This window comes from Pedobacter sp. 05T44, assembly GCF_056395985.1.
On the sequence record NZ_JBFTKO010000014.1, the window covers coordinates 67,053 to 90,483 of the forward strand.

The window sequence follows — 23,431 nt, forward strand, 5'->3', positions numbered from 1 at the left end:
TTAAAGACTGATGGTTTCTTTTGTAGCAGGAAGGTTCTCTTCCAGGAATTCAGCGTAATAGTTATCGATATACTCTCTTAAAGCAACCTTCCAATCACGCATGATGTTCAAATCCCTTAAAGTCAGTTTTTTATTGATCAAGCGCTCTGAGGTAGGTCTCGGCGCAAAATAAGTGTCTTTAAAGTAATCTGACGAGACTTCTTTAAAGGTTACTTCTTCTGATAAACCCAGAATATTTACCAGCTCCTCAGCAACTTCACGTCTGCTGGTCTCACCGTTACACACTAAATTATATAGGCCCCAATATTCTTTTTCAAATAACAGCTTTACATTTTTTGCAAAATCAACTGTGAATGTTGGTGTTCCATCTTTATCATTTACCACATGAAGTTCTCTGGTACCTTTAACCAGCTGCTTGATGAGTTTATTGATGAACTTTTTATCTTTCTTTGGACCGCCGCCCATCATCCAGCCTGCACGGCAAATGATGTAACGTTTGGCATTTTCCCTTACATAACGCTCGCCCATGTATTTTGAGCGGGCATAATGACCAAGTGGATTTGGTTCGTCCCAATCATCATAGAATTCTTTCTTTCCATCAAAAATACCTGCGGTGCTGATGTACAACAAAGGGATATTCAATTGATTTGCGATATACACTGCATTTTCTACCGAAGTAGTGTTGGTCAGATAGGTATCGTCCTGATTCAGTTCACAATACTCCAGATCGGTATAGGCACCAAGGTGAAAAAGATAGTCGGGATTAAAGTCGGTTACGTCCTTTTTATATTGTTCGAACTCACGGAAATCAAGAAAACTAAGCCAATTTTCATTGACGTCCTTATCAGTACATTTAAGTTCGTATTCTTCTTTAAAAACAGAGTGAAAGGCTTCACCAAGCATTCCGCCAGCACCGGCAATATAAATTTTCTTCTTCATTAGAGACTTTAACGCCATATTTTTCAATCTTTTAAAAGAGTTGTATGGCAAGAGATTAAATGGTTTGATGTTGACGCCAAAATTAACTTTTTTTTATTACCAGTACAACCTTTTTTAATTCTGTCCAAATTTAACTTGCCTGGCAGAGCAGCACTTTGCATTAAAAAAACTGAAAAATGACCAAAAATGAGTTCATTTTGGTAAAATTTCATTTAATACAAGCATCTTTGAGCGCAAATTACGTTTAACAACGTATGGTGTATAAAAATTATGCCAGTTTATTATAAGTGTTAATTTAGAAGAAACAAATGAATATTCTTGTTGCAAACTGGACCTGGTATCCGAGTGGTGGAGATTGGACCTATGTTGAAAACGTCACCAAGCTTTATCGGGAAAAAGGACACCAGGTAATTCCCTTTTCTATGAAGGATCCAAGAAACTTTCCTTCTGACTACACTGAATATTTTATTGAACACATAGATTATAAAAAAGTAAACAAAAAGAGCCTGAGTGATGGACTGAAGGTAGTAAAGAAAAGCATTTTCTCGACCGAAGCACAGCAGCAGCTGGAAAAGTTACTGGATACGGTTAAGATCGATTTCGCACACATCAATGTGATCCATCACTACATCACTCCTGCGATTTTAAAAACACTTAAAGACCGGGGAATCCCCATCATCTGGACGCTTCATGAATACACACCGATTTGTCCTGAAAGTACCTTTATCAGTCACGGAAAGATCTGCGAAAAATGCTTTGGTGGTGCCTTTCACCATTGCGTAACCAATAAGTGCAAAAAAGGTTCTTATCCGGCAAGTGTAGTGGCGGCACTTGAGAACTATGTTCATAAATACCTGAATTACTATGCTTATGTAGATCACTATGTGTGCCCCTCTGTTTTTCTGTATGAGAAATTCAAATCCTTTAATTTCTTTGAAGAGAAGCTGGTGCAGCTTTACCATGGTTATGATTACGAAGAGATTGAAGCGGCAAAAGCACAGATTGCTGTAGCTTCAAATGAACGCTATATTGTGTTCGTAGGCCGACTGGAAAAGATAAAAGGAGTACATACGATATTGGCGGCCATGAAAGATCATCCGGAGATCCGGTTAAAGGTTATTGGAACAGGGACACAGCAGGCCGAGCTCATCGACTTTGTTGCGAAGAACAACCTGAACAACGTAGAATTTATGGGTAAAAAAAACAAAAAAGAAACCCTGGAGCTGATTGGAAGCGCCGACTTTTTGATCTGCCCTTCTGAATGGTATGAAGTGCTTGGCTTTACCGTTGTGGAAGCCATGGCCATGGGCAAACCTGTAATTGGCTCGAAAATTGGTGCGATCCCCGAAATGGTGATTGATGGGCATACCGGATTCTTATTTGAACCGGGTAATTATTCGCAACTTTCTGAAAAGATAAATGAGCTTTACAACAATAAGAACCTGTTATTGCAAATGGGAGCAAATGCAGAAAAACATATTCGCGGTCTTATCAACACCGAAAAACATTTTTCAGGATTACAAACGCTTATTCCTTCTCTATAATCATATTTACAATTATATTTTTCATAAAACTATCATCTAAAAATGAATAGCTTACATATCAAGAAAACCATACCCCTCTTTTCTGTCCTTATTATTGGATTTTCCTTTATCGCTTTGAAGAGTAATGCTCAGGTTGTATACGAAAACCCAACAAACCCTGTTTATAAATACCTCTCGCGTCAGGCCCAAAAAGGAAACATCGAGTTTAATGACCTGATCCAACCGGTGAGCAGGAAACAAATTGCTTCATTATTGACCAGTTTACAGGATTCATCGGCTAAACTGAGCACAACCGAACAAAAAGAACTTGCTTTTTATTTACAGGAGTTCAGTGAATTTAGCACCAACGTAAAAGACACTACTACTTTTTTCAAGAAAGATCCAGCAGGTAGATGGAGATTTCTATCCGTTACCAAAGACGATTTTCTATTAAGGGGAGACCCTGCCCTGACTTTTGAAACCTTTCAGGGAAAAAACAAAAGCATGGCCCGCGTGGGAACCGGCTTAACTTTTTGGGGTCATGCCGGAAAGCACATTAGCTTTCAGTTTTATTTTCAGGATATTACTGATCGCGGTAAAGGAATTGACAGCACCCGAATATTTACACCTGAAACCGGGATCATCAGAACGGCAAACATAAACCCAAATGCAAAGACTGTAAATTACAGCGATTTCAGGGGAAACATTACTTACGCCTGGGAAAATGGGGCGATCAGCTTTGGAAAAGACCAAATGCTGTGGGGCTATGGACAAGGTGGACGATTGGTCTTATCTGACAAATCACCTGCTTACCCGAACATCAGAATTGATTATCAACCACTTAAATGGCTTCGCTTTAATTACATTCATGCCTGGTTAAATTCTGCATTAGTTGATTCGGCAAGATCTTATGATAAGGGCAATCCGCATTTTGGCAATAACAGGGAAATCTACATTCCTAAATTCCTGGCTTCACATACCCTAAGTTTTATCCCAGTTAAAGGCCTGGACCTTAGTGTGGGTGAATCGGTAGTTTATAGTGATAATCTGGATGTAGGATACCTGATCCCGGTAATGTTCTTTAAAGCATATGATCAATACCAAAGTCGCTATAAGCTTTCAACCGGAGCAAACAGCCAGTTCTTCTTTTCTGTAAGTTCCAGAAATCATTTACCCAAAACACATTTATACGGATCCCTTTTTATTGACGAGATTAGAACAGGGGCAATTTTTAACGCCTCAAAAAGCAGAAATCAGATTGGGTACAGTGTTGGTGCCTCTGTTACAGACGTACTGGTGCCGTATTTAACATTGGGAGGAGAATACAGTCGCATAAACCCTTATGCCTACAACAATCTGATCCCCGCACAAACCTATACAAATCAGAGTTATTTAATGGGCGACTGGATTGGACAAAATGCAGACAGAGTTACTGCATGGGTTAACTACACACCTATACCCCGTATGGTTGCCAGTTTCCAGTTCACAGCCATTAGAAAAGGTCAGGAAGGAAACCTTTATGATCAGTATTTTGCAGAGCCACAGCCAAAATTCTTAAGTGAGGGGCCGGTAGAAACTCAAAAACAATATTTACTTGAGGTAAATTACCAACTGCTGAATAAATTATATGTTAAAACTTCTTTCATGCACCAGGATGGAGTAATAAGACCTGCTCTGCAAACATCCGCTGTTCCAAACGAGTTTAAGTTCGGCGTATCTTATGGCTTTTAACCCTGAATACTTATATTTGTCATTTATCATAATATCTACATGAACAATAAATTACCCTTTTATATTCTTTTCATTTTCTTCCTCGCTACTTCTTTCCGAAGTAACGCGCAGTCTATATCCATGAGTGATATTCAGAATGTAAAAGTAAGCCAGTTGTCGGATGAGCAAATTGGACAAGCCTGGAAAAAGTTACAGGAATCAGGGGTTCCGGAAAGCGAAGCCTATAAGCTGATGATCCAAAAAGGAATGCCTGCCACAGAAGTAGAAGAATTTAAAAATAGGGTGACCTTACTTGGTTTGAACAAAAAACAGGTGAAATTAAACTCATCTCCCCAAAAACCAAATGTAGATTATACAAGAGATACGGCCCAAACGGTGATAAAACCTTATGTAGCTCCAAAACCGGCTCCCGTGCCTGAAGCGCCGCTAAATGTTTATGGAATGGAGTTCTTTAACCAGACCGCCATAAAATTTGAACCGAATTTCAGTATGGCTACGCCTAAGAGCTATGTATTGGGGCCAGGTGATGAGCTGATTGTGCTGGTTACTGGATTAAACGAAAGCAGTGTACGTACCAGGATCACTCCTGAGGGAAATGTACAAATCCCATATGCAGGTATTGTTTACCTGAATGGTTTTACGATAGAGCAGGCAACAAGTCTGATCCGTAATAAAATGACCAAGGTATATCCTGCATTGCGAAATGGACAAACGCAGCTGGCCGTAAACCTGGGCAGTACCCGCAGCATTAAGGTTACGCTGGTTGGAGAAGTAAAAACTCCGGGTTCCTACACTTTATCATCTTTATCGACCTTGTTTAATGCGCTATACAATTCAGGCGGTCCAAATAACAATGGTTCCTTAAGAAATATTGAATTACTAAGAAATAATAAAGTCTATAAAACAGTCGATTTTTACAACTTTTTGCAAAACGGCTTAATGGACGGAAACACCAGGTTGGAAGATCAGGATGTGATCCGTATCCCGGTTTACAAAAAGAGAGTTGGGATTAAAGGTGAAGTTAAAAGACCCGCCATTTATGAGCTTAAAGAAAACGAACAACTGGAAGACCTAATTAAATATGCAGGCGGATTTACAGATGTGGCTTATCGTGGCATCGCTAAAGTAGATCAGGTAAATGAGCTACAAAGAGAGGTAAAAGATGTGCCTTCTTCTTTGTACAAGAATTTTACACCTAACAATGGTGACCTGGTACAAATTGGTGCGATTACCGAAAGATACACCAATAGAGTTGTTCTAGAAGGCGCGGTATACAGACCGGGCACTTATGAGCTTACAGCAGGCTTAAGCCTTGCTGAGTTGCTAAAAACAGCTCAGGGATTAAAACCCGAAGCTTATATGGAGCGTGGACACATCAAAAGAACATTGACCACCCTGGAGAAAGAGCTGATCTCTTTTAATCCGGCAGATGTGGTGAATGGAAAAAATGATATTCCATTGATGAGAGAAGATTCTATTATGGTTCAGGACAGGGCTGTTTTCACTTCTGCCCAGAATGTAACCGTTGCGGGGTTTGTTAAGCTTCCTGCCGCATTTACGTATAGAAAAGGCATGAAACTGGCAGATGTAATTGCGATGGCGGGCGGTTTTCAGGATGAAGCTGCTGAGCATCATGTAGAGATCTCGAGAATCATTAAAAACAGTTCAGATAGCGTTGCCAACCAATTGGTGAAGACCTTTACCATAAATATGAATCAAACCTCAGGTGAAGCGCAGGAACTGGAGCTGGAGCCGATGGATTATATTTATGTTCCAAGACTGGTAAACTACCGCGCGCTTGGCAACATCAGTGTGAAGGGTGAGGTATTGTTCCCTGGTGATTACGCCGTGCAAAGAAGGGATGAAACGGCATTGGATCTTTTACAAAGAGCCGGTGGGTTGAGTCCTTATGGCGCTCTAGAGAATGCCCAGGTATTTAGAAAAGGCGTACGCGTGAACCTGGATCTGACCAATAAAAGCCAGGATCCAAAAGTAAAGACCAGCATGATCCTTTTACCGGGCGACAGTATCTATATACCTCGCCAGATCTCTTTTGTAGAAGTTGCAGGGGCAGTAAATAACCCTCAGTTTGTAGATTATAATGGCCGGAGCTTTAAGTATTATATCAATGCGGCTGCCGGAACAAAAGAAAATGCACGATTGAAAGGTGCTTATGTAAAGTATCCTGACGGATTAAACAAACCTGTAAGGCGTTTCTTGTTTTTCCGTAATTACCCATCTGTGAAGCCGGGAAGTAAGATTATAGTACCGGAAAAAGATCCAAACAACAGGTTTAAGCTTGGCTTTGCTGAAATCACCGGGATTACATCGGCGCTGACTGCATTGATCAGTTTAATCGCTATTTTAAACAAATAACATGGCCCAGGAAAATCCATATCCATACGAGCCCGAGTTCTCTTTAAGCAAAGTAATCGGAAACCGCATAAATGACCTTAAATACGTTTTCAGTTTTAAAAAACTGTTGGCCGCTGCAATTATTACGGGAGCACTGCTTGGTGCTTTAAGCGCCTGGGTATGGACACCTTCTTATACGGCAAGGTTAACTTTTGTGATTGATGACGCCAAATCATCAGGAGCTGGTGGACTTGCGGCCTTAGCAGGGCAGTTTGGCTTTAGTATGGACGGAATTGGTGGTGGTAGTGGCGTGCTGGCCGGTGATAATGTACAAGAGCTGGTAAAGAGCCAGAAATTAATTAAGGCCACCTTGCTTTCCAGTTATGATACCACACAAACCAGATCCCTGGCCGATCGTTATGCCGAAGTAAATAAGCTAAACAAAAAATGGCTTAAATACAGTAAGGATGGAAAGATCATCACTTTTCCGGTTAATGGTAAGCAATATACCCGAATTCAGGACAGTCTTTTACATGTAATGACCGAACAGATCCTTGGTGGTGAGTTTGGCATTGCAAAAACCGATAAAAAGCTTGGCTTTTTTGAGGTAAATACCACCATGAAAGATGAGAGGCTGGCACAACTATTCTGTACCCGCATCATTAAACAAGCGACGGATTTCTATATCCGTACCAAAACCAGCAGGTTAAGAAGTAATGTAAATCGTTTACAGCACCGGGCAGACAGCATTGGACTGATCTTAAATCGTAAGACGTATGCGGCTTCCTCTGCTAGTCAGGCTTTGTTAGACCTGAATCCGGCTTATGCGTCAGCTAATGCTACTGCGGAAGTAAAGGAACGTGATAAGATTGTTTTAAGTACTATTTTTACTGAAACGGTTAAGAACCTGGAGGTAAGTAAAACCATGTTGGCTCAGGAAACCCCAACGGTACAGATTGTAGATGAACCTGAACTACCATTAAAGAAAAACCGGTTAAAATACTCAATGGGTATATTAACCGGTATGCTTATAGGAGGAATTGCCTGTGGTTTCTATATTCTTCTATTTAGAAGCGATAAGAAACACCCAGTTCCCCATGAAAGTTAAATACGCCGTTGTGCGGGATGTAATACCTGTCGGAAGTTGGATCGTAATCTTTTAACCTCCATTGGTAATTCATGGATCTGATTCCTTGCAATTTTGCATTGAATAGGAGATTTCCGTAATTCCATTCGCCTTGAGCGGCTAGTGCGAAATCTACCCATCTTCTACTTTGGCCATCCAAGTCGTTAATAGAACCGTAATAAAAGTCCATATTATGCTCATAACGTTCAAATGAAAGACCTAATTTCTTTAAACCTTTAACCCAGCTCACATCTAGTGACTGAAGATTGCCTCCAGGGCCAACACCAGCACCCAATACCTGTCCTTCGTTAGTATAGCCATCCAATACACCACTATGGGTATACCAGCTTCCTGCTTCTCTTACCAAGCGATCGGGTGATTGAGACATTTGGGTAATTTCCGCATTAAAGGAAATAAATTCGTCCTTACGTGCCTTCAACGGCACTAATTTCCTTACCCCAAATAGATATGCCCTGGAATGATCCGGAGAGCCGATAAAATCCCTAAAATTATAGGAATTGTCGTTAATTCCATATTCGAAATAAACCTCTGCCTTTGCCTTAGTAAATATCCAGCGTGCATATAAAGAAGTCAATTGGTCACGATCAAAAGGATCCCCATCATCAGTTTTAACCTTTTGAAAAGGGGTAAAGAAAGGGAAATAGTCTTTAAAGCCACTTAGATCAGAATGGTAAGCATGAAAAGCTCTGGTAAAACCAAGAAACAATCCAGGTACCCATTTAGGTTGAAAACTGACATTCAAGGCAGAAAGATATCGCCAATCATCCTTCCTTTCTCTTAATAAATTCTCACCGTTGGCAGCATTCTGCACCTCTAATGGCGGCAAACCTGAAGCATTCAATCGACCCGCTATAATCTGCGCTTCAAAAGATCCTATATAAGTATGAATTGGACGTACGGTATTCAAAGTGATATGCTTAAACCCAGCAGCACTATTACTCATCAATAAAGAGTTGCGCATACCAGGCCCCCACCATAAATTTTCATTGGAGACGCCAATTGACGCAGGACCAATTGTTAAGCGGATACTGCTTTGCCCCCATAAGACCTTATTATAAGCACCAGCACCAAAACGTTCAGGAAGATCAGTAGCGGTATATCTTGCATAATACCTTCGAAGTTCAACATCTGAACGATCGAGAGCAAAACCATCAAAGCTTTTATTAGCAGCATATACAAATTCAGGTTGTAGCTGAATGCTTAAAGGGCCAATTTTTGCGAAGAAGCCTCCTGTGATCAAAGATTGATACCCACGAGCCGGGATCATCGCACCGTCGTTCCAACCATAAGGATGATGGGAGTTGAATTGCTGCTGCCAGCTAAAGGGTAAAATCTGGAACTTTCCCTTTCCATTTGCAAAAGAAAGCGGGCCGTCAAACTTCAACCAGCCATCTTCCCGCAATGAGCTATCCGGATCAAATACATTGTGCACTTTAAATGCTTCGGTAGGAAATAATGGCCTGCTTGTAAAGGATACTGTCGAGTCGAGCTCTCCTAGTAGCTGTTTTCTGCGATAATAGTCTTCCAAGACCGGTGTTCCAACAGGAAGTGACTGCGCCTGTGTCTGGGTTAAGTTTAAACCACTGCAAATAACAACAGTAAGGATTGAGTAATATATCTTCTTCATTGTAATGCCTGATTAAAAACGATAGGTAACACCTGCCTGAACCTGTAAATTAAAAGCACCTCTTCCATTTACCCAAATCGGATCATTAGGCCCCTGAAACAAATACCATTGATAATTTAAGGACTTTATCCCTTGCAATTTCGCATTGAAAATGAAATTCTTATAATTCCATTCCCCATTTGCCGCGAGGCTCAGGTCAGTCCAATGCCTTCTGGGGTCAACACTATCCTCATAGGCATAAAAGTAAAAATCGTTATTGTGAACGTAGCGTTCTAATTGCAATCCTATTCTCTTTAGTCCCTTAAACCAACTCACGTCTAATGACTGTAGGTTTCCGCCCGGCCCAATGCCTGCGCCAAGCACTTCTCCCCGATTGGTATAACCATGTCGGATGCTTTTACTCAGGTACCAGCTATTGACCGTTCTGATCTTATCTGCTGAGGTTTCCTGCATTTGCGTAACTTCCACATTGATCATGATGTTCTCATCTCTTGATTTGTTGAAGGGAAGAATTTTTCTAAGCCCAAAAAGATAGGCTCTGGATTGCTGTGGTTCAAGCAGTGCGCCACGCAAATCCTGTGTGGAATTGCTGTGTCCATACTCGAAGTAAATTTCGGCATGTTCCTCAGGCCATAGCCACCGCATAAATATGGAACTGTGCTCATCCCGTTGGTTAAGGGATTCATCTCCTACTACCCGTTTTACCCTGGAGAAGAAAGGAAGATAATCGCCAAAGCTGTTCAGGTCATCGCTATAGGTTTGGGCAGTTCTAGTTATGCCCAGAAATAATCCCGGAATCCACTTAGGTCGGTAGGTAACAACAAGCCCCGATAAATAACGCCAATCGTTTCTTTTTGGAACATACAATGGATTAAAAAAATATTCACGTTCAGGTTCAAGCGCTCCAAAACCTGATGACTCCAGTCTTCCGGCAATTAACTGGCCTTCAAAAGATCCAATTGGTGTGGAAATCGGTTTCCTGGTATTTAAGGTTAAGTGTTTAAAGCCCGGGGCGGTATTGCTCATCAGAAGAGAACTACGCATGCCGGGTCCCCACCAAAGATTCTCTGTTGAAAGGCCGAATGATAGGGCTTTGTAATTTAACCTGATGCTACTTTGGCCCCAATAAGCTTTATTGTAGGCACTTTTTCCGAACCTGGCCGGAAGGTCTATATTGTTATAAAAGTCGTAATACCTTGCGGCAATTACGTCATAATGATCCTTATCAAAGGTATCAAACCCAGTATTTGCGGCCAAGACCACTTCAGGTCTGAATTGAATGGTAAACGGTCCGTACTCGGCATAAATCCCTGCACTTAAAACAGTTTGTAAGCCCTTTGCAGGAATCATCGCCCCGTCGTTCCATCCATATGGATGGTGTGTGTTTATTTGATTTTGAATGCCTAAGGGCAGAAGCATGGCTTTAAACTTGCCAGAATCCAAACCCCAGCTATGATCAGCATCGAGCAGGTTATACCGTGTTTCATCTTCCAGGTAAAACACATCCTTTTTACCAAAAGCTGATTTAGGCATCACCGGCCTTACCATAAAGGAAACGCTGGAATCCAATTGCCCAAGGAGCTGGCTACGTCTGTAATAATCTTCTGCACCAGGCGTTCCAACGGGTAAAGATTGAGCCGTTGATTTGAAATTAAAGCTTCCCGCTAATAAAATCAGGGTGGTTAATTTTAAGTATCTCATAACCTGATTGCTTTAATTTTAATATTATCGACCGACCAACTTTCGTCGCATTTAGGATCAGGAGCATTGCTTTGCTTTAACTGATCAACACATTTCAGGATTAGCTTTTGATCGGAATGTTTGATTTGTTTAACAATTTTATACAAAGAGGTTCCTCCTACTACACCTGCCATATTACAAACTCCCGGAAGATTTCTATTAGCAGCACCGGTTTTAGGATTGTTGTTGTTATTTGGATAATTGTGCGGATAAGACTGAGGCTCACAAAAAGTACCGGTTCCGCAGGGCACATTAGAGAACGTTGTTCTGATGTAACTCTTTCCATCCAGCATCATCTCCCAAAAATCCGGGCCGTCAACTATGCCATCTTCACCTTCCTTATTCCCATCCCAGGCATCATGGATATAGAGATCAAAAGAGATTTCGACCAAATCATGTTCCGGTAGCTTGCTCAACGATAGCTCAAACCCGCTATTGTTGTATCTACCCAGTACTTTAGAGTTGTTGAACGTTTCGATCTCTCCACCGGAAATACCGGTCAGATTACTTTGTTCAAAATCATTACTATAGACTTCAGCTTGGTTGCGATAGTCCTTTGCGCAGGATCCAAACAAGATCAGACACAAAAAAAATAATAGACATTTATTCATTAAATAGCTTTTTCTTCATACAGGTATTCATCGGATTCTATGCACACAACTTTAATGCCGTATTTTGGAAAACACAACGATCCCAGTTTTGCACCGCAAACTTACCGTTTTAATAAGGGAAGGAGGTTAATTTTCTGAGATTTTCTCAAGAACCCGTTCAGCAAAGCTTTTATCTGCTTCAGCCATTTTATCTACTTGAGTTGAAGTAGTTAACAAACGAGCCCTCTTTCTAATGATATTTATAGACAGACTTAAGACACCATTTAAGCTTAGCATCAACAGCATGATCAATGAGATCAGCTGTGCATCACCTATATTTTGTAAAGCCAGTGCAGTAATAATAAAAACAACATTTACAGAGGCGAGTACTAATGTTGCCTGCACATGGCTTAAACCCAGTGAGAGCAAGCGATGATGGATATGATTGCTATCTGCAGTAAATGGAGAGGTGCCACGCATGATTCTTAATGTAAAAACACGTAAGGTATCAAAAACGGGTATAATTAAAATCGCAGAGACCATCCCCATGCCTGAGGTGACTACAAATGGCCCGGCCATTACGTTTTCAGTAAGACTTATGGTCATAAACTTAATACTCAGCACAGCAGCAATGAACCCTAACAGTAGTGAGCCTGAATCTCCCATAAAGATCCTTGCGGGAGTTACGTTAAAAAATAAAAACCCAAGAAGTGCTCCAGCCAATGCAGTTGCCAGATAAGCCCATCCCAAATCCCCTGATTTATAAAAAAGCACCCCAAATGCTACGCAAAGAATTAATCCAATTGATCCTGCAAGCCCATCGATCCCATCAATTAGATTAAAAGCATTAACAATGCCGACGATAAAAAAGACAGTTAAAGTTATACTTGCATAGTAAGGCAGATCATAAACTCCAAACACCCCATGCATGTCTGTTATTCTTATGTTTGCAACCATAGCCACAATAAAAGCACTTGCGAACTGTGCAACAAATTTGATACCCGGGCCCAAACCAATGATATCATCCTTTAATCCGATCATAAAAAGTACCAAACCTGCACCCATTAAAACATTAGCCTCTGGCAATATCTGTGACGGAATAAATATGGAGCAGGAAAAAAGAAACCCCGTAAAAATGGCTACGCCACCAAAGTTTGGAATAATACGTTTATGTATCTTTCTGGACTCATTTGGATCATCAAACAGCCGTTTTCTCAGTGAAACAGTTATTATAGGTGGAATAGCAAAAGCTACAACCAGAAGACTTGTAAGGTAGATTAGGGTGAAAAGCATAGGTAAGCGTTTTATGTGAGAGCAAAGAACTGTAATAGTGTCAAAATTAAAGAAAATTATCTGATATCACCTACTAGTGATATTATTTAATTTCAAACAGAAATATGGCCCGATTCTTTCTAACCGATATAGACTGAATTAATTTACATTATGATTATGATGTAATATTTGATCTGCTAAGTCAACATATTGCTGTGTTACGGCGTTCTTTGAATATTGTTTTTCAATTAACTTAGCCCCCTCTATTGCCATTCTTTCTAAATCAGACTTATTCAGAGAAGCATTTTTCAAAATTTCCACAACCTCCTCACATTTTTCTTGAAAAGTCTCACTATCTACCAAAAAAGCACAATTTGCCGCATCAAGAAAATTATGAATAGGTGTGTGCTTTCCTGATATTACCAGTAATGGTTTACTACAAGCCAATATAGTGTAGACTTTGGATGGAAAACCTTGACCTTCCATCTCCCTGGACATAAATATAAAATGAATGTCTGCATACGAAATTAAACCTGGCATTTGCGAACGCGGTTGATAAGGTACTAAATGAATATTGGTTAGCTTTTCAGTTTTAATTTCATTTTCCAAATAAGCTTTCATAACACCCTCCCCAATGACCCAAAACTCCACATTAAAACCTACCAATCTCTTGGCTATCTCTAATAGTGGTCCCCAATCTTGAGCCAAGCCAATATTACCAGCATACATCACTTTTAAAATCCCTCTTTTTTCAGGAAACAAATTAACATCTAAGCAACTCTTATCATGTAGGATAGGCTTAAACAATTCTGTGTCAACAAAATTTGGGATAACATGCAATTTGGAAGGATTTTTAAATCTGGGTTTTATTGTTTCATAAAAGACAGAATCAATTGTTGTTACTGCACTCGATTTATTGTAGACAAATCTTTCCAAAAGTCTAAGTAAGTTATAAAAAGGTTTAGACTTCAAGCTTCCCTGGTTAATCAAAAGATCCGGGTAAATTTCCTGAACATTATAAATAACTTTCGCCCCCTTTAATTTAGCAATAAGAATATTAATCATTCCTATTGTAAGCGGTGGAGAGGGAGATAATATCAAAGAAATATTCTTTTGCATTAATCCTAGAATTAGTGCCAAAAAATGCCAGTACAAAAAACCTACCATCCGCAATACCGTACTTTTAAATTTTTTTTGAGGAATGTGAATTACCCTGATATTATGAAATTTACTTTCATAGTAAAGTCCAAAAAATTTTGGATTTAATGGTTGTTGGGATAATTCTTCTTCCAAAATATTATAATGAGGGGTTGTAGTTAATACCACAACTTCATATCCACTTTCAAAGAATTTTAAAGCGATATCATTATATAAATAAGCTGTGGAAACCCCATCAGGACTAAATACTAGCGAATGTATTAAAATCTTTTTTTTCATTCAGACCACACAACTCTTTTAACGTAATCAACATAACTTATAATTATTCTAACCATTTTATCAGAAACATTGGGCATAGAATAATCGGCTACCTTTCTAAAACTTCTTTCTTCTCCTCTCTTTTGGTACTGTAATTGAACCAATGCTTGCATAATGCGTTCAGGATTCATACCAACCATCATCACTGAAGCTTCTTCCATAGCTTCAGGGCGTTCATGGGCTTCTCTAAGATTTAATGCAGGAAAATTAAGTGTCGATGACTCTTCTGAAATTGTACCACTATCGGACAGAACTGCATATGAATTCATTTGCAGCGCGTTATAATCGTTAAAACCCATAGGTTTAAGAAATTGGATTTCAGGCATCATTTCAATCCTCTTTGCTTCTATCATATTTCTTGTTCTTGGATGGGTACTAACAATAATAGGATAACCATATTTAGCAGCGATAAGATTTAAACTATGCATTAAGTTTACAAAGTTCTTTTCACTACTAATATTTTCTTCCCGATGAGAAGATACAACAAAGTATTTTTGTTCCTCCAAATTTAGACGCTTTAAAACATCAGAACTTTCAATTTTAGGTAGGTAGTGATTTAGTACCTCAAACATTGGAGAACCTGTTTTAATGATCCTATCGGCTGGCAATCCCTCACGCAAAAGGTATTCTCTGGCAATATCACTATAGGTAAGGTTTACATCTGATACATGATCCACGATTTTTCTGTTGGTTTCTTCAGGCACACGCTGATCAAAACAGCGATTCCCTGCTTCCATATGAAATATAGGTATGTGACGTTTCTTTGCCGGAATAGCACATAAACAAGAGTTTGTATCTCCCAAGACCAGAAAGGCATCTGGTTTTTCACTTTCGAGCAAAGGATCAATTTTAATTAAGATTTGTCCAACGGTCTCTGTAGCTGTAGCTCCTGCTGCATTCAGAAAAAAATCCGGCTTACGGATATCCAGATCATCAAAAAAGATGTGATTTAATTCATAATCATAGTTTTGTCCAGTGTGCACAATAACATGTTCAATTGCTTCAGAGGCATCAAGGGCGGCCATGACTCTTGCAAGCCTGATAATTTCGGGCCTAGTGCCAACCACTGTCATCACTTTAAGCTTTTCTCTCATTTAATTTGATGTTTATTTTTTATTAAACCGTCTCGAAATAAGTATCGGGGTCATCCTGATTAAAAAATTCATTGATCCAAAAATTGGTATATAGTTCTTCATCTCCTATATTCTTTATATTATGGGTATACCATATTGGCATATCAACATAAGCAGGTTCATTCCCATCCAGATAGAAGTCAAATACATCCTCTGTTCCAATTTTACGTAGCTGTATCAAGGCTTTGCCTTTAATTACAGCAAAACGTTCAATTTTACGGGTGTGAAAGTGATTGCCTCTGGTAATCCCAGGAACAGTAGTAGAAAAAGATACTTGTCCGCCAACATTTAACCTTATTACTTCAACAAAGATACCCCTTGGATCTGCATGTTTCACAAACTTTACAGGATAGTGATTTCGAATGTCCATATAACATCTGAAAGTATTAAATAGGTTTAGTTCAAATAAGTCCTTTAACTCCGGTATTATTCCTGCGTCTAGATATTGGGATTTAAAAATTTCCAAAAGAGCCAATATCTCCGAAACCTTCTTTTGATCTGTATGTGGAACAACAAGTATATTCTCCCCAGTCTCTTTCACTATTTCAGAAATTATTACATCTATTAAATCTCCAATATAAATAAGCTTGACGTCCGTATCTTTTTCTATTTTAGGTTGCTCATTGTGACTTAACTGATGAGAAAACGTGGCGATAAAAGAATTATAATAAGGTTTTCCGAAAGGCCCAAAGACATTCGGAATAACCATCCCGGTAAATTTACCCCCAGATTTATCTGCCCATTTCGTTAACAACTCCCTACCCTCTTTTTTACTTTTACCATATAAATTTTCATTTTCTTCTTGTGAAGAAGATGAAAACAAAACATGAGCTTTACTCTGACAGGTTTCTAGTGCCAGAATAATTTTTTTAACAAGATCAATATTAGTATTATATATAACTTCCGGATCCGGATGTCTATTCATCGCAGCTAAATGAACAATAACATCACACTGAGCAACAAAATCATTAAGTTTCGTTTGATTGTCAAAGTCATCCCTGTTAAAATCTATTCGTTCAAATTCCTCAGGAGAAAGACCCAAAGTATTATATAGGTATTGTCCTACAAACCCATCTTGTCCTGTTATTCCTACTCTTAATTTATTCATTTATAAAGTTCACTTCCAATTCGTAAAATAATCGCTGGGATATTGATAATTATCATTCACCGCATTCTCAATGCCAAAATCAGCATATACAATAAACTTGGCATCACGTTCTAAAGCCTTGAATCCTGTTGCATAACCAACAGGCACATGAAGTACTTGGGGTTTATCGGCAGATAACACATAAACTTCCAATTGCAGATCAGGATTGGGGTTTACCCAATCATCTATTTTAACTAAACTGACCTCAAAACTACCTTCAACTACATAGAACCAACGCTGTTCTAATTTATGCGCCCTCCATCCTCTTTTAACAGAAGGATCTATATGAGTAATCAGATACATTCTTTTTACTTCAGACATGTCAAAATCATTAACGTGATCTAATCTACCACGGCTATCGACATGTTTTCCCCCATTTAACACTTGTACTTTCATATCTATTTATCCAGGGTATTGAATGACATTAATATCTTCAAAAACTTCCTTCCTAATTAAAGGCAGATTAGATAATAATTTTTTCATACCATCTACCCCCAGCTGCTCAGTATTGTGGGAATGATAATCTTCTATTTTGGAAATGTCTGTTTCTCCCTCGGAGAAATATTGAGCATAATTTAAGTCCCGATTATCTGCAGGTATACGATAAAAGTCGCCCAAGTCTTCAGCTTTGACCATTTCTTCTCGAGTACATAGCGTTTCATATAGCTTTTCACCGTGACGTGTTCCTATAATCTTTACTTCATTGTCGGCATGGCAAAGCTGTTTTAGTGCCTCAGCCAAGTCACCTATAGTTCCCGCCGGCGCTTTATTAACAAAAAGATCCCCTGAATTACCGTTTTCAAAAGCAAAGAGTACCAGGTCAACCGCATCCTCCAATGACATTAGAAATCGTGTCATATTTGGATCGGTAATAGTAATGGGCTGCCCTTCCTGAATCTGCTTTAAGAATAAGGGAATTACTGACCCTCTTGAAGCCATTACATTACCATACCTTGTTAAACAAACCGTAGTCTCAGCCGAATTTCGGGAGGCCGCAATAGCTACTTTTTCCATTAAAGCCTTTGAAATTCCCATTGCGTTAATAGGATAAGCAGCTTTATCAGTACTTAAACAAATTACTTTCTGCACTTTATTAACTACTGCAGCATCAATTACATTTTGAGTACCAAATACATTTGTTTTGGTCGCTTCTATTGGGAAAAATTCACAGGAAGGAACCTGTTTTAAGGCCGCAGCATGAAAGACATAATCAACACCATGCATTGCTCGTTCAATACTCCCATAGTCCCTTACGTCCCCAATATAAAACTTCAACTTATCATTTTTAAGCTGATTGCGCATATCATCTTGTTTCTTCTCATCCCTACTAAAAATACGAATTTCTTTAAAATGATCAGTATGCAAGAATCGTTGTAGTACTGCGTTTCCAAATGAACCAGTGCCACCTGTAATCAATAAAGCTTTATTTTTTAACATCTGTTTTTTCTAATACTAGCTTAATTAAATTTAAAATTACTCTTTATAAGTGCATCCTTTTCCTCAGGACTAGGATAGTTTATTAACACGGCTTTATATACCCCTTTAAAAACAAATAAACTCCCTGCAGATGCACCTATGATACCAAACTGACTAATTAGCTGACCAATATCATCAAGCGAACCAGCACCTCCCAGAACGGTTAAAGGCAGGGTGATACTCTCTCTCATCTTTTCAGCAAGGTTCATATCATATCCTTTCATCATTCCATCATTGTCAATAAAGTTGATTACGACTTCACCGGCTCCATACTTTTGTACTTGCTTCGCTAGCTCAAATGGATTTTTACCAGTTCCTTTTTTTCCATTGTTAATGTATACTTCGTATCCTCCTAACAATTTCTTTTTAACGTCAATAACGACTACCACACTTTGATTTCCTACACGCTCGGCTATCCTACTAACTAACATGGGATCATTTACTGCTGCAGAACTAATTGCAATTTTCTCCACACCCAAACTGAAGATATGCTGAGCCTGTTCAGCAGTTTTAACGCCGCCGCCATAACATAAAGGCATTCTACATTCTGCAGCTAGATTTTCAATCATCTTATAATCCGGCTCTCGATTAAGCACAGATGCATCAATATCAAAAACTGAAAGCTCATCAACATGCTTCTCATTAAAAATCCTTACCGCATTTATAGGGTCGCCCACATATTTTGGGTCTTTAAATTTTACTGTTTTAACGAGGCCCTTATCATGAACCAATAGACATGGTATTATTCTAGGTCTTAACATTACAAATCTGAGAAATTTTTTAAAAGTTTGATTCCGTATTCATGACTTTTTTCAGGATGAAACTGAACACCGTAAACATTTTTCTTATTAACAGCACAGGTAAATTCTATGCCATAGTCAGCTGTCGAGATAGCATCCTCAGATTGATTACATTCAAAATAATAAGAATGCAGAAAATAAAATTTAGCATTGTGCTCCAATCCCCTCATTAGAGGATTTTCTTTAATGATATGAATGTCATTCCAGCCCATATGAGGTAAATGTGTTTTGAATTTTATTTTGCTTTCGTCAAACTTTTTAACACTGGAATTGATCCATCCAAGACCGGGAAGCTGACCTTCGTCACTTGATTTTGCCAGCATCTGCATGCCCACACAAATACCAACCACAGGAAGCTTCTTTTCCAGCACTAACTCATCCAATCTTTGTCTCATTCCAGATGCATCCAGCTGACTCATAGCATGATCAAATGCGCCAACACCAGGTAGAATCAGTTTGTCTACATGCTCCAGATCTTCTGCCTTTTGAGCTATTTTGAAAGGTACATTTAACTTTTTATAAATATTAGCAAATGCGCGAATATTCCCAACACCATAATCTATAATTGCAATCACCTGAATAATCTTTTTTCTAAGCCCAATGTCCTCATTACTCTGGTTCCCAGAGTTATAATTCCTTTTTTGTTTTTGTAATCCCTGTAAGTTTTATTCTGACCATCAAAAATGGCTTGTAACTCGGCTACAGTAAGGTCCAGCTTGTTTGCAACGTATTCAAACTCCTGCTTTAAAATTTGCTCGTCCAATTCTGGTTTAGAGATTCTAGTTAGTGCTTCCTCTCTTGTCATCTGACCAGTTAGAATCAAGCTAGAGAAGTGTGCGCGCCTTTTTTCGAAACCAAATTTTCTAGGTAACCAATAGTCTTCATAAAATCTAGTAAAGCGGGATTCATGATGTTTGTGCTGGAATTTTTGCCATCCAAATTTATCCAGGAGCAATTGCTCAACTTCCTTTTTGTTAAACGGAACCAGATCCAATGGCTTAAACACCTGCATTCCTAAAACATATTTATAATATATTTTATACTTTAAAATATCTACAATTGGGAAGGTTTTTAACGGTCTTTTTCCAAAACGCGTGTGTATATCATTGACTAAAGTCTCATCAATACCAGCATAGCCACCCCATTCCTCAGGTTCTCTGCAGCATTCAGTAGATATATTTGATCCGGTTAAGACGTATTTTATCTTATTTTTTTTCGCGAATTTGTAAAGTGCCGAAAAAAAGGCATAATCCTGTACCAAATCCTGATCGGGTATTTGCGACCTTAAAAATGCGACCTGTAAATCTTTCATTTCCTCCCAGTTGATAACTTCTGTATATAAGTCCAGTCCCAAGCCATCCACTAATTTTTCAATATTTCCAACGGCTTGTTGTGTATTCCAACCAGCATCAACGTGGAAAATCAAAGGTCTTAGCCCCATCTTCTCTTTAGCAATGTAAGCCAAATAAGAACTATCTAAGCCTCCACTCATGCCAATAATACAATCGAAAGGTTTGCCTACTCCTTGCTGTTTTATCTTTTCAGCCATCCTCATCAACTCAGTCTCTCCATTGTGGTCAGTCTTCCAGTTCGGCAGGATGACATCATGGAAATTGTAGTAATAATCACTTATGCCATCTTTATCAAAGACAATTTTTGGATCTGATGTATCCATAATCGTTTTTGTACAGATCTGGTATGCTCTTTGAATCATATTTTTATCTTCCTATTATTAAATATTTTACCAAAAAAGGTTCTTAATCGACAAACAATTTACTTCGTCTTATTCTAACTGAAATTTCAAACAGACTTTTGGCAAAAATCCATCTTGATCTTAATTTCGCGAAAAGACTTCTATTCACTATACTGGCATTATTTCCATGAATTCTCCTATTAAATGTCTCCTCATCAAGATGTACATTCGATTTTAACAAATTCGCTGCCATTGCAATCCAAAGATCATGTGATTCAACATATTCTGGGATAGGTAAAATAACCTCAATAAGTCTTTTAGAGAAAGCCATGGCACAACCATAATAGTTTGTTTTGCCAGTAAAAATAGCCAAAATATTTTTTAAATAATTATCAGAATCCACGGAATGGACACCATCTAAATAATATTCCAATGGATTCCCATTCACATCCATGAAACCAGAATTAGAAGAAACCAACAATCGTTTACCTGATAAGAGTTCTTTTTTCATTAATTCGACTCTTCCTGCTATCCAAACGTCATCTTGATCCGCCATGAAAATTACATCATGGTTTGCCAATGAGATGGAACGCCCAAAGGAATACACATGTCCTCTATTTGTATCATTGATAAAAATTTTAATTCTGTCATCCTTGATAGATTTTAATACTTCGATTGTTCTATCTTTAGAACAATCATCCACAACAATAACTTCATCATCCGCGGACAATTGGTATAAAATAGACTCCAGCTGCTCCAGCAAAAATTTTTCCCCATTATAGGTTGCAATACAGACACTAATTCTCAAAATGGTAGTTTTTATAATTTATTTTTTACCTGTTATCCCTTTTATCCCATCTAAAATTCCATACATATAGCTTTTTATATAGTCCTGTTTTTTCTTTACCGCAAAAATAAATAACAGCTGATGAACCATAGCAGCTACGATCTCTTTAACTGCTAAAGCCTTGGGTATATCTGCTTTCCTTAGTAACAAAAAAGGATTTCTCACTTTATAATAGCTCCTTTGAGCACTGTGGATGAATCCTCTCATTACGCCTAAATTAATAGAGGTTTCTCCAATAGAATGTCTCATAATTGCCTGTGGAACAATCTCAATTGGAATATTATTTCTACGACACCTTATTGACCACTCAATATCTACAAAATCTATAAAAAAAGCCTCATCCATCACTCCAGCAATATCAAAAACCGCTATAGTAGCTGCCGAACCAGATGATATAATCACGTCTACAGGATAAGGTGCCTGTTTCCCTGTACTATATATTTTTTTTAGCAACCCGAACCGGCTAAACCTAAAAGAAGGATACTCATAACCCTGCTTCGCATCAAAAAATACCGAAGCTACCACCTTTGGTGTCCCAATAACCAGCGGTGCCAATAGCGCCGATAAGAAATTCAGCTCAATTTGCGAATCCTGATCAAAAAACACAATGGTGTCTGCACCTTGCTTTACCGCATAATCAATCCCAACATTCTGCGCATGAGCAATACCTTCATTAGTTCCTAAGTCCAGAACAGACACTTCAGCTACTTTCGAAAACTTATCCAAACCACCATTTCCGGAGTTATCTACGAAAACGACATTACAATTGCTTTGAATAAGCACCTTGCACAGATTGGCAACATGATCAAAATCAGGATTGTAAGTTACAATTACAGCAAAAACTTTCATCTTCAAATTACGACAGGTTTCCATACATCGATGTTACTATCACTCCCTGGTTGAAGGGGTTTTTCACTATTTAATATTTTCGACCAATACCACAGTACAGTTAACAAGCCGTAAGAATTAAACATAATTGGATTGGTAAAGGAGTTGATTAAGTAAAGCACAAAAATTAGTGTATAAAACCTATTTTCACCAATATAAGCGCGAAGATTTTTTATTGGAAAGAATATTGCCGTGTACAAAATTGGCGTTAGTATAAATCCAAAATATCGAAGCATATCTAGCGGTGTAACTTCAGTATGGGCCTTCATTACACCCGATCCAGATGAATAATAAAAAGAGGCTAGCCCATTACCAATAAAAAAATTAGTCCAGTCCAGTTGATCAAAGAATGAAGTGATATGCCCTATTTTCACACTATTTGACTCTTCACCTGAACTAAACAGGACGGTATTGGCAATCAAGTAGCCAAATACAGAAACAACAATTGGAATACTAATCAGTACAAAGATTATTTTGGTCGACAGCCTCAAATTAAGAAAATAAATTACGATCAAACTAATTAAGGAAACCATCCACAAACCTCGCGAGGCGCTAGCGACAATAGCGGGAAATATCACCAGCATTCCAAGAATATTTTTACGCTTTTTATCCTTTAAGTAACTTAGAAAAAACAATGCAAAAGGAAGATATAGAAAAGGTACTGTACCTATATGAAAACTTAAGGTTGCTTCTTCAGAAAAATCTCTTAAACCGTAAGAACCAGCACTATAATTATCGAAAATAAAAGTTAGAACGTTTGATATTGGATTACCAGGAAAAGTAACTACAGCTAAAAAGAAGACCCCTGTAAATACGGAAAGCCACATTCCTGATCGTTTTACAATCCTATCTATATCAATTTGATACCGATGAATTGGATATATCAAGAAAAGAACTGCGACAGAAACCATAAACTGGTTGCTTAATGCTCTGTCTGCCACCCCAAAAAAAGACAATAAAAATCCAAATAAAAATATGCAAAATACAACTATTGGTGCCGATGTATAAATCCTGTTTTTAGCATCTAGATTAAACAGCATAATGCCA

20 protein-coding genes are annotated in these 23,431 nt (G+C 38.5%); 4 read left to right on the forward strand and 16 right to left on the reverse strand.

The window, feature by feature from the left end; translation table 11 throughout:
- Positions 1 to 939, reverse strand: coding sequence for an SDR family oxidoreductase (locus tag AC1DDK_RS19570; RefSeq protein WP_172662037.1), 939 nt, complete (start codon positions 937 to 939; stop codon positions 1 to 3).
- 308 nt (positions 940 to 1,247) lie between these two features.
- Here AC1DDK_RS19570 and AC1DDK_RS19575 point away from each other — a divergent pair, with 308 nt between their 5' ends.
- Genes AC1DDK_RS19575 through AC1DDK_RS19590 form a run of 4 tightly spaced genes read left to right on the forward strand, consistent with a single transcriptional unit; the run spans position 1,248 to position 7,656 of the window.
- Positions 1,248 to 2,483 (forward strand): glycosyltransferase family 4 protein, encoded by a 1,236-nt coding sequence (locus AC1DDK_RS19575; protein ID WP_337718061.1) that lies wholly within the window; start codon positions 1,248 to 1,250, stop codon positions 2,481 to 2,483.
- Between the two features lie 42 nt (positions 2,484 to 2,525).
- Complete coding sequence (locus AC1DDK_RS19580) at positions 2,526 to 4,193, forward strand: capsule assembly Wzi family protein (RefSeq protein WP_337718059.1); 1,668 nt, start codon at positions 2,526 to 2,528, stop codon at positions 4,191 to 4,193.
- Between the two features lie 39 nt (positions 4,194 to 4,232).
- Positions 4,233 to 6,569 (forward strand): SLBB domain-containing protein, encoded by a 2,337-nt coding sequence (locus tag AC1DDK_RS19585; protein ID WP_337718057.1) that lies wholly within the window; start codon positions 4,233 to 4,235, stop codon positions 6,567 to 6,569.
- A 1-nt stretch (position 6,570) separates the two neighbouring features.
- Positions 6,571 to 7,656, forward strand: a complete 1,086-nt coding sequence (locus tag AC1DDK_RS19590) for a hypothetical protein (RefSeq protein ID WP_337718055.1) — start codon at positions 6,571 to 6,573, stop codon at positions 7,654 to 7,656.
- On the opposite strand, the gene AC1DDK_RS19595 is transcribed toward AC1DDK_RS19590, so the two are convergent.
- The 15 genes from AC1DDK_RS19595 to AC1DDK_RS19665 form a co-directional block, all read right to left on the reverse strand.
- Entirely contained in the window at positions 7,616 to 9,322 is a 1,707-nt protein-coding gene (locus AC1DDK_RS19595; protein WP_337718053.1) for a capsule assembly Wzi family protein, read from the reverse strand. The two genes, AC1DDK_RS19590 and AC1DDK_RS19595, sit on opposite strands and share 41 nt — an antisense overlap.
- A gap of 12 nt (positions 9,323 to 9,334) precedes the next feature.
- Positions 9,335 to 11,023, reverse strand: coding sequence for a capsule assembly Wzi family protein (locus AC1DDK_RS19600; RefSeq protein ID WP_337718052.1), 1,689 nt, complete (start codon positions 11,021 to 11,023; stop codon positions 9,335 to 9,337).
- Complete coding sequence (locus AC1DDK_RS19605; protein ID WP_337718050.1) at positions 11,020 to 11,673, reverse strand: hypothetical protein; 654 nt, start codon at positions 11,671 to 11,673, stop codon at positions 11,020 to 11,022. The genes AC1DDK_RS19600 and AC1DDK_RS19605 overlap by 4 nt, the downstream gene beginning before the upstream one ends.
- A gap of 126 nt (positions 11,674 to 11,799) precedes the next feature.
- Positions 11,800 to 12,945, reverse strand: a complete 1,146-nt coding sequence (locus AC1DDK_RS19610; RefSeq protein ID WP_337718048.1) for an MraY family glycosyltransferase — start codon at positions 12,943 to 12,945, stop codon at positions 11,800 to 11,802.
- 138 nt (positions 12,946 to 13,083) lie between these two features.
- Positions 13,084 to 14,361, reverse strand: coding sequence for a glycosyltransferase family 4 protein (locus AC1DDK_RS19615; protein ID WP_337718046.1), 1,278 nt, complete (start codon positions 14,359 to 14,361; stop codon positions 13,084 to 13,086).
- The gene (gene wecB, locus AC1DDK_RS19620; RefSeq protein WP_337718044.1) at positions 14,358 to 15,494 is read right to left on the reverse strand and encodes a non-hydrolyzing UDP-N-acetylglucosamine 2-epimerase; all 1,137 of its coding nucleotides are present in this window, start codon (positions 15,492 to 15,494) and stop codon (positions 14,358 to 14,360) included. Before wecB ends, AC1DDK_RS19615 begins: the two co-directional genes overlap by 4 nt.
- A gap of 22 nt (positions 15,495 to 15,516) precedes the next feature.
- Positions 15,517 to 16,641 carry a polysaccharide biosynthesis C-terminal domain-containing protein gene (locus AC1DDK_RS19625; RefSeq protein ID WP_337718042.1) on the reverse strand — a complete coding sequence of 375 codons (1,125 nt, stop codon included), beginning with the start codon at positions 16,639 to 16,641 and terminating at the stop codon, positions 15,517 to 15,519.
- Positions 16,642 to 16,650: 9 nt separating this feature from the next.
- The gene (locus AC1DDK_RS19630) at positions 16,651 to 17,076 is read right to left on the reverse strand and encodes a WxcM-like domain-containing protein (protein ID WP_337718041.1); all 426 of its coding nucleotides are present in this window, start codon (positions 17,074 to 17,076) and stop codon (positions 16,651 to 16,653) included.
- 6 nt (positions 17,077 to 17,082) lie between these two features.
- Positions 17,083 to 18,117, reverse strand: a complete 1,035-nt coding sequence (locus tag AC1DDK_RS19635; RefSeq protein WP_337718039.1) for a polysaccharide biosynthesis protein — start codon at positions 18,115 to 18,117, stop codon at positions 17,083 to 17,085.
- A gap of 20 nt (positions 18,118 to 18,137) precedes the next feature.
- Positions 18,138 to 18,917 (reverse strand): AglZ/HisF2 family acetamidino modification protein, encoded by a 780-nt coding sequence (locus AC1DDK_RS19640; RefSeq protein ID WP_337718036.1) that lies wholly within the window; start codon positions 18,915 to 18,917, stop codon positions 18,138 to 18,140.
- Positions 18,917 to 19,531 (reverse strand): imidazole glycerol phosphate synthase subunit HisH, encoded by a 615-nt coding sequence (hisH, locus tag AC1DDK_RS19645; protein WP_337718034.1) that lies wholly within the window; start codon positions 19,529 to 19,531, stop codon positions 18,917 to 18,919. Before hisH ends, AC1DDK_RS19640 begins: the two co-directional genes overlap by 1 nt.
- Entirely contained in the window at positions 19,528 to 20,670 is a 1,143-nt protein-coding gene (locus AC1DDK_RS19650) for an N-acetyl sugar amidotransferase (protein WP_337718032.1), read from the reverse strand. The genes hisH and AC1DDK_RS19650 overlap by 4 nt, the downstream gene beginning before the upstream one ends.
- A 43-nt stretch (positions 20,671 to 20,713) precedes the next feature.
- On the reverse strand, positions 20,714 to 21,457 hold the full coding sequence (locus AC1DDK_RS19655) for a glycosyltransferase (protein ID WP_337718030.1): 744 nt from the start codon (positions 21,455 to 21,457) through the stop codon (positions 20,714 to 20,716).
- Positions 21,458 to 21,475: 18 nt separating this feature from the next.
- Complete coding sequence (locus AC1DDK_RS19660) at positions 21,476 to 22,369, reverse strand: rhamnosyltransferase (protein ID WP_337718029.1); 894 nt, start codon at positions 22,367 to 22,369, stop codon at positions 21,476 to 21,478.
- The gene (locus AC1DDK_RS19665) at positions 22,348 to 23,424 is read right to left on the reverse strand and encodes a hypothetical protein (RefSeq protein WP_337718027.1); all 1,077 of its coding nucleotides are present in this window, start codon (positions 23,422 to 23,424) and stop codon (positions 22,348 to 22,350) included. The genes AC1DDK_RS19660 and AC1DDK_RS19665 overlap by 22 nt, the downstream gene beginning before the upstream one ends.
- Positions 23,425 to 23,431 lie beyond the last annotated feature (7 nt).

Coding starts and splice junctions, on each gene's coding strand:
- AC1DDK_RS19570 (WP_172662037.1), bottom strand. CDS start 939: ATGAAGAAGAAAATTTATATTGCCGGTGCTGGCGGAATGCTTGGTGAA.
- AC1DDK_RS19575 (WP_337718061.1), top strand. CDS start 1,248: ATGAATATTCTTGTTGCAAACTGGACCTGGTATCCGAGTGGTGGAGAT.
- AC1DDK_RS19580 (WP_337718059.1), top strand. CDS start 2,526: ATGAATAGCTTACATATCAAGAAAACCATACCCCTCTTTTCTGTCCTT.
- AC1DDK_RS19585 (WP_337718057.1), top strand. CDS start 4,233: ATGAACAATAAATTACCCTTTTATATTCTTTTCATTTTCTTCCTCGCT.
- AC1DDK_RS19590 (WP_337718055.1), top strand. CDS start 6,571: ATGGCCCAGGAAAATCCATATCCATACGAGCCCGAGTTCTCTTTAAGC.
- AC1DDK_RS19595 (WP_337718053.1), bottom strand. CDS start 9,322: ATGAAGAAGATATATTACTCAATCCTTACTGTTGTTATTTGCAGTGGT.
- AC1DDK_RS19600 (WP_337718052.1), bottom strand. CDS start 11,023: ATGAGATACTTAAAATTAACCACCCTGATTTTATTAGCGGGAAGCTTT.
- AC1DDK_RS19605 (WP_337718050.1), bottom strand. CDS start 11,673: ATGAATAAATGTCTATTATTTTTTTTGTGTCTGATCTTGTTTGGATCC.
- AC1DDK_RS19610 (WP_337718048.1), bottom strand. CDS start 12,945: ATGCTTTTCACCCTAATCTACCTTACAAGTCTTCTGGTTGTAGCTTTT.
- AC1DDK_RS19615 (WP_337718046.1), bottom strand. CDS start 14,361: ATGAAAAAAAAGATTTTAATACATTCGCTAGTATTTAGTCCTGATGGG.
- wecB (WP_337718044.1), bottom strand. CDS start 15,494: ATGAGAGAAAAGCTTAAAGTGATGACAGTGGTTGGCACTAGGCCCGAA.
- AC1DDK_RS19625 (WP_337718042.1), bottom strand. CDS start 16,641: ATGAATAAATTAAGAGTAGGAATAACAGGACAAGATGGGTTTGTAGGA.
- AC1DDK_RS19630 (WP_337718041.1), bottom strand. CDS start 17,076: ATGAAAGTACAAGTGTTAAATGGGGGAAAACATGTCGATAGCCGTGGT.
- AC1DDK_RS19635 (WP_337718039.1), bottom strand. CDS start 18,117: ATGTTAAAAAATAAAGCTTTATTGATTACAGGTGGCACTGGTTCATTT.
- AC1DDK_RS19640 (WP_337718036.1), bottom strand. CDS start 18,917: ATGTTAAGACCTAGAATAATACCATGTCTATTGGTTCATGATAAGGGC.
- AC1DDK_RS19650 (WP_337718032.1), bottom strand. CDS start 20,670: ATGATTCAAAGAGCATACCAGATCTGTACAAAAACGATTATGGATACA.
- AC1DDK_RS19660 (WP_337718029.1), bottom strand. CDS start 22,369: ATGGAAACCTGTCGTAATTTGAAGATGAAAGTTTTTGCTGTAATTGTA.
- AC1DDK_RS19665 (WP_337718027.1), bottom strand. CDS start 23,424: ATGCTGTTTAATCTAGATGCTAAAAACAGGATTTATACATCGGCACCA.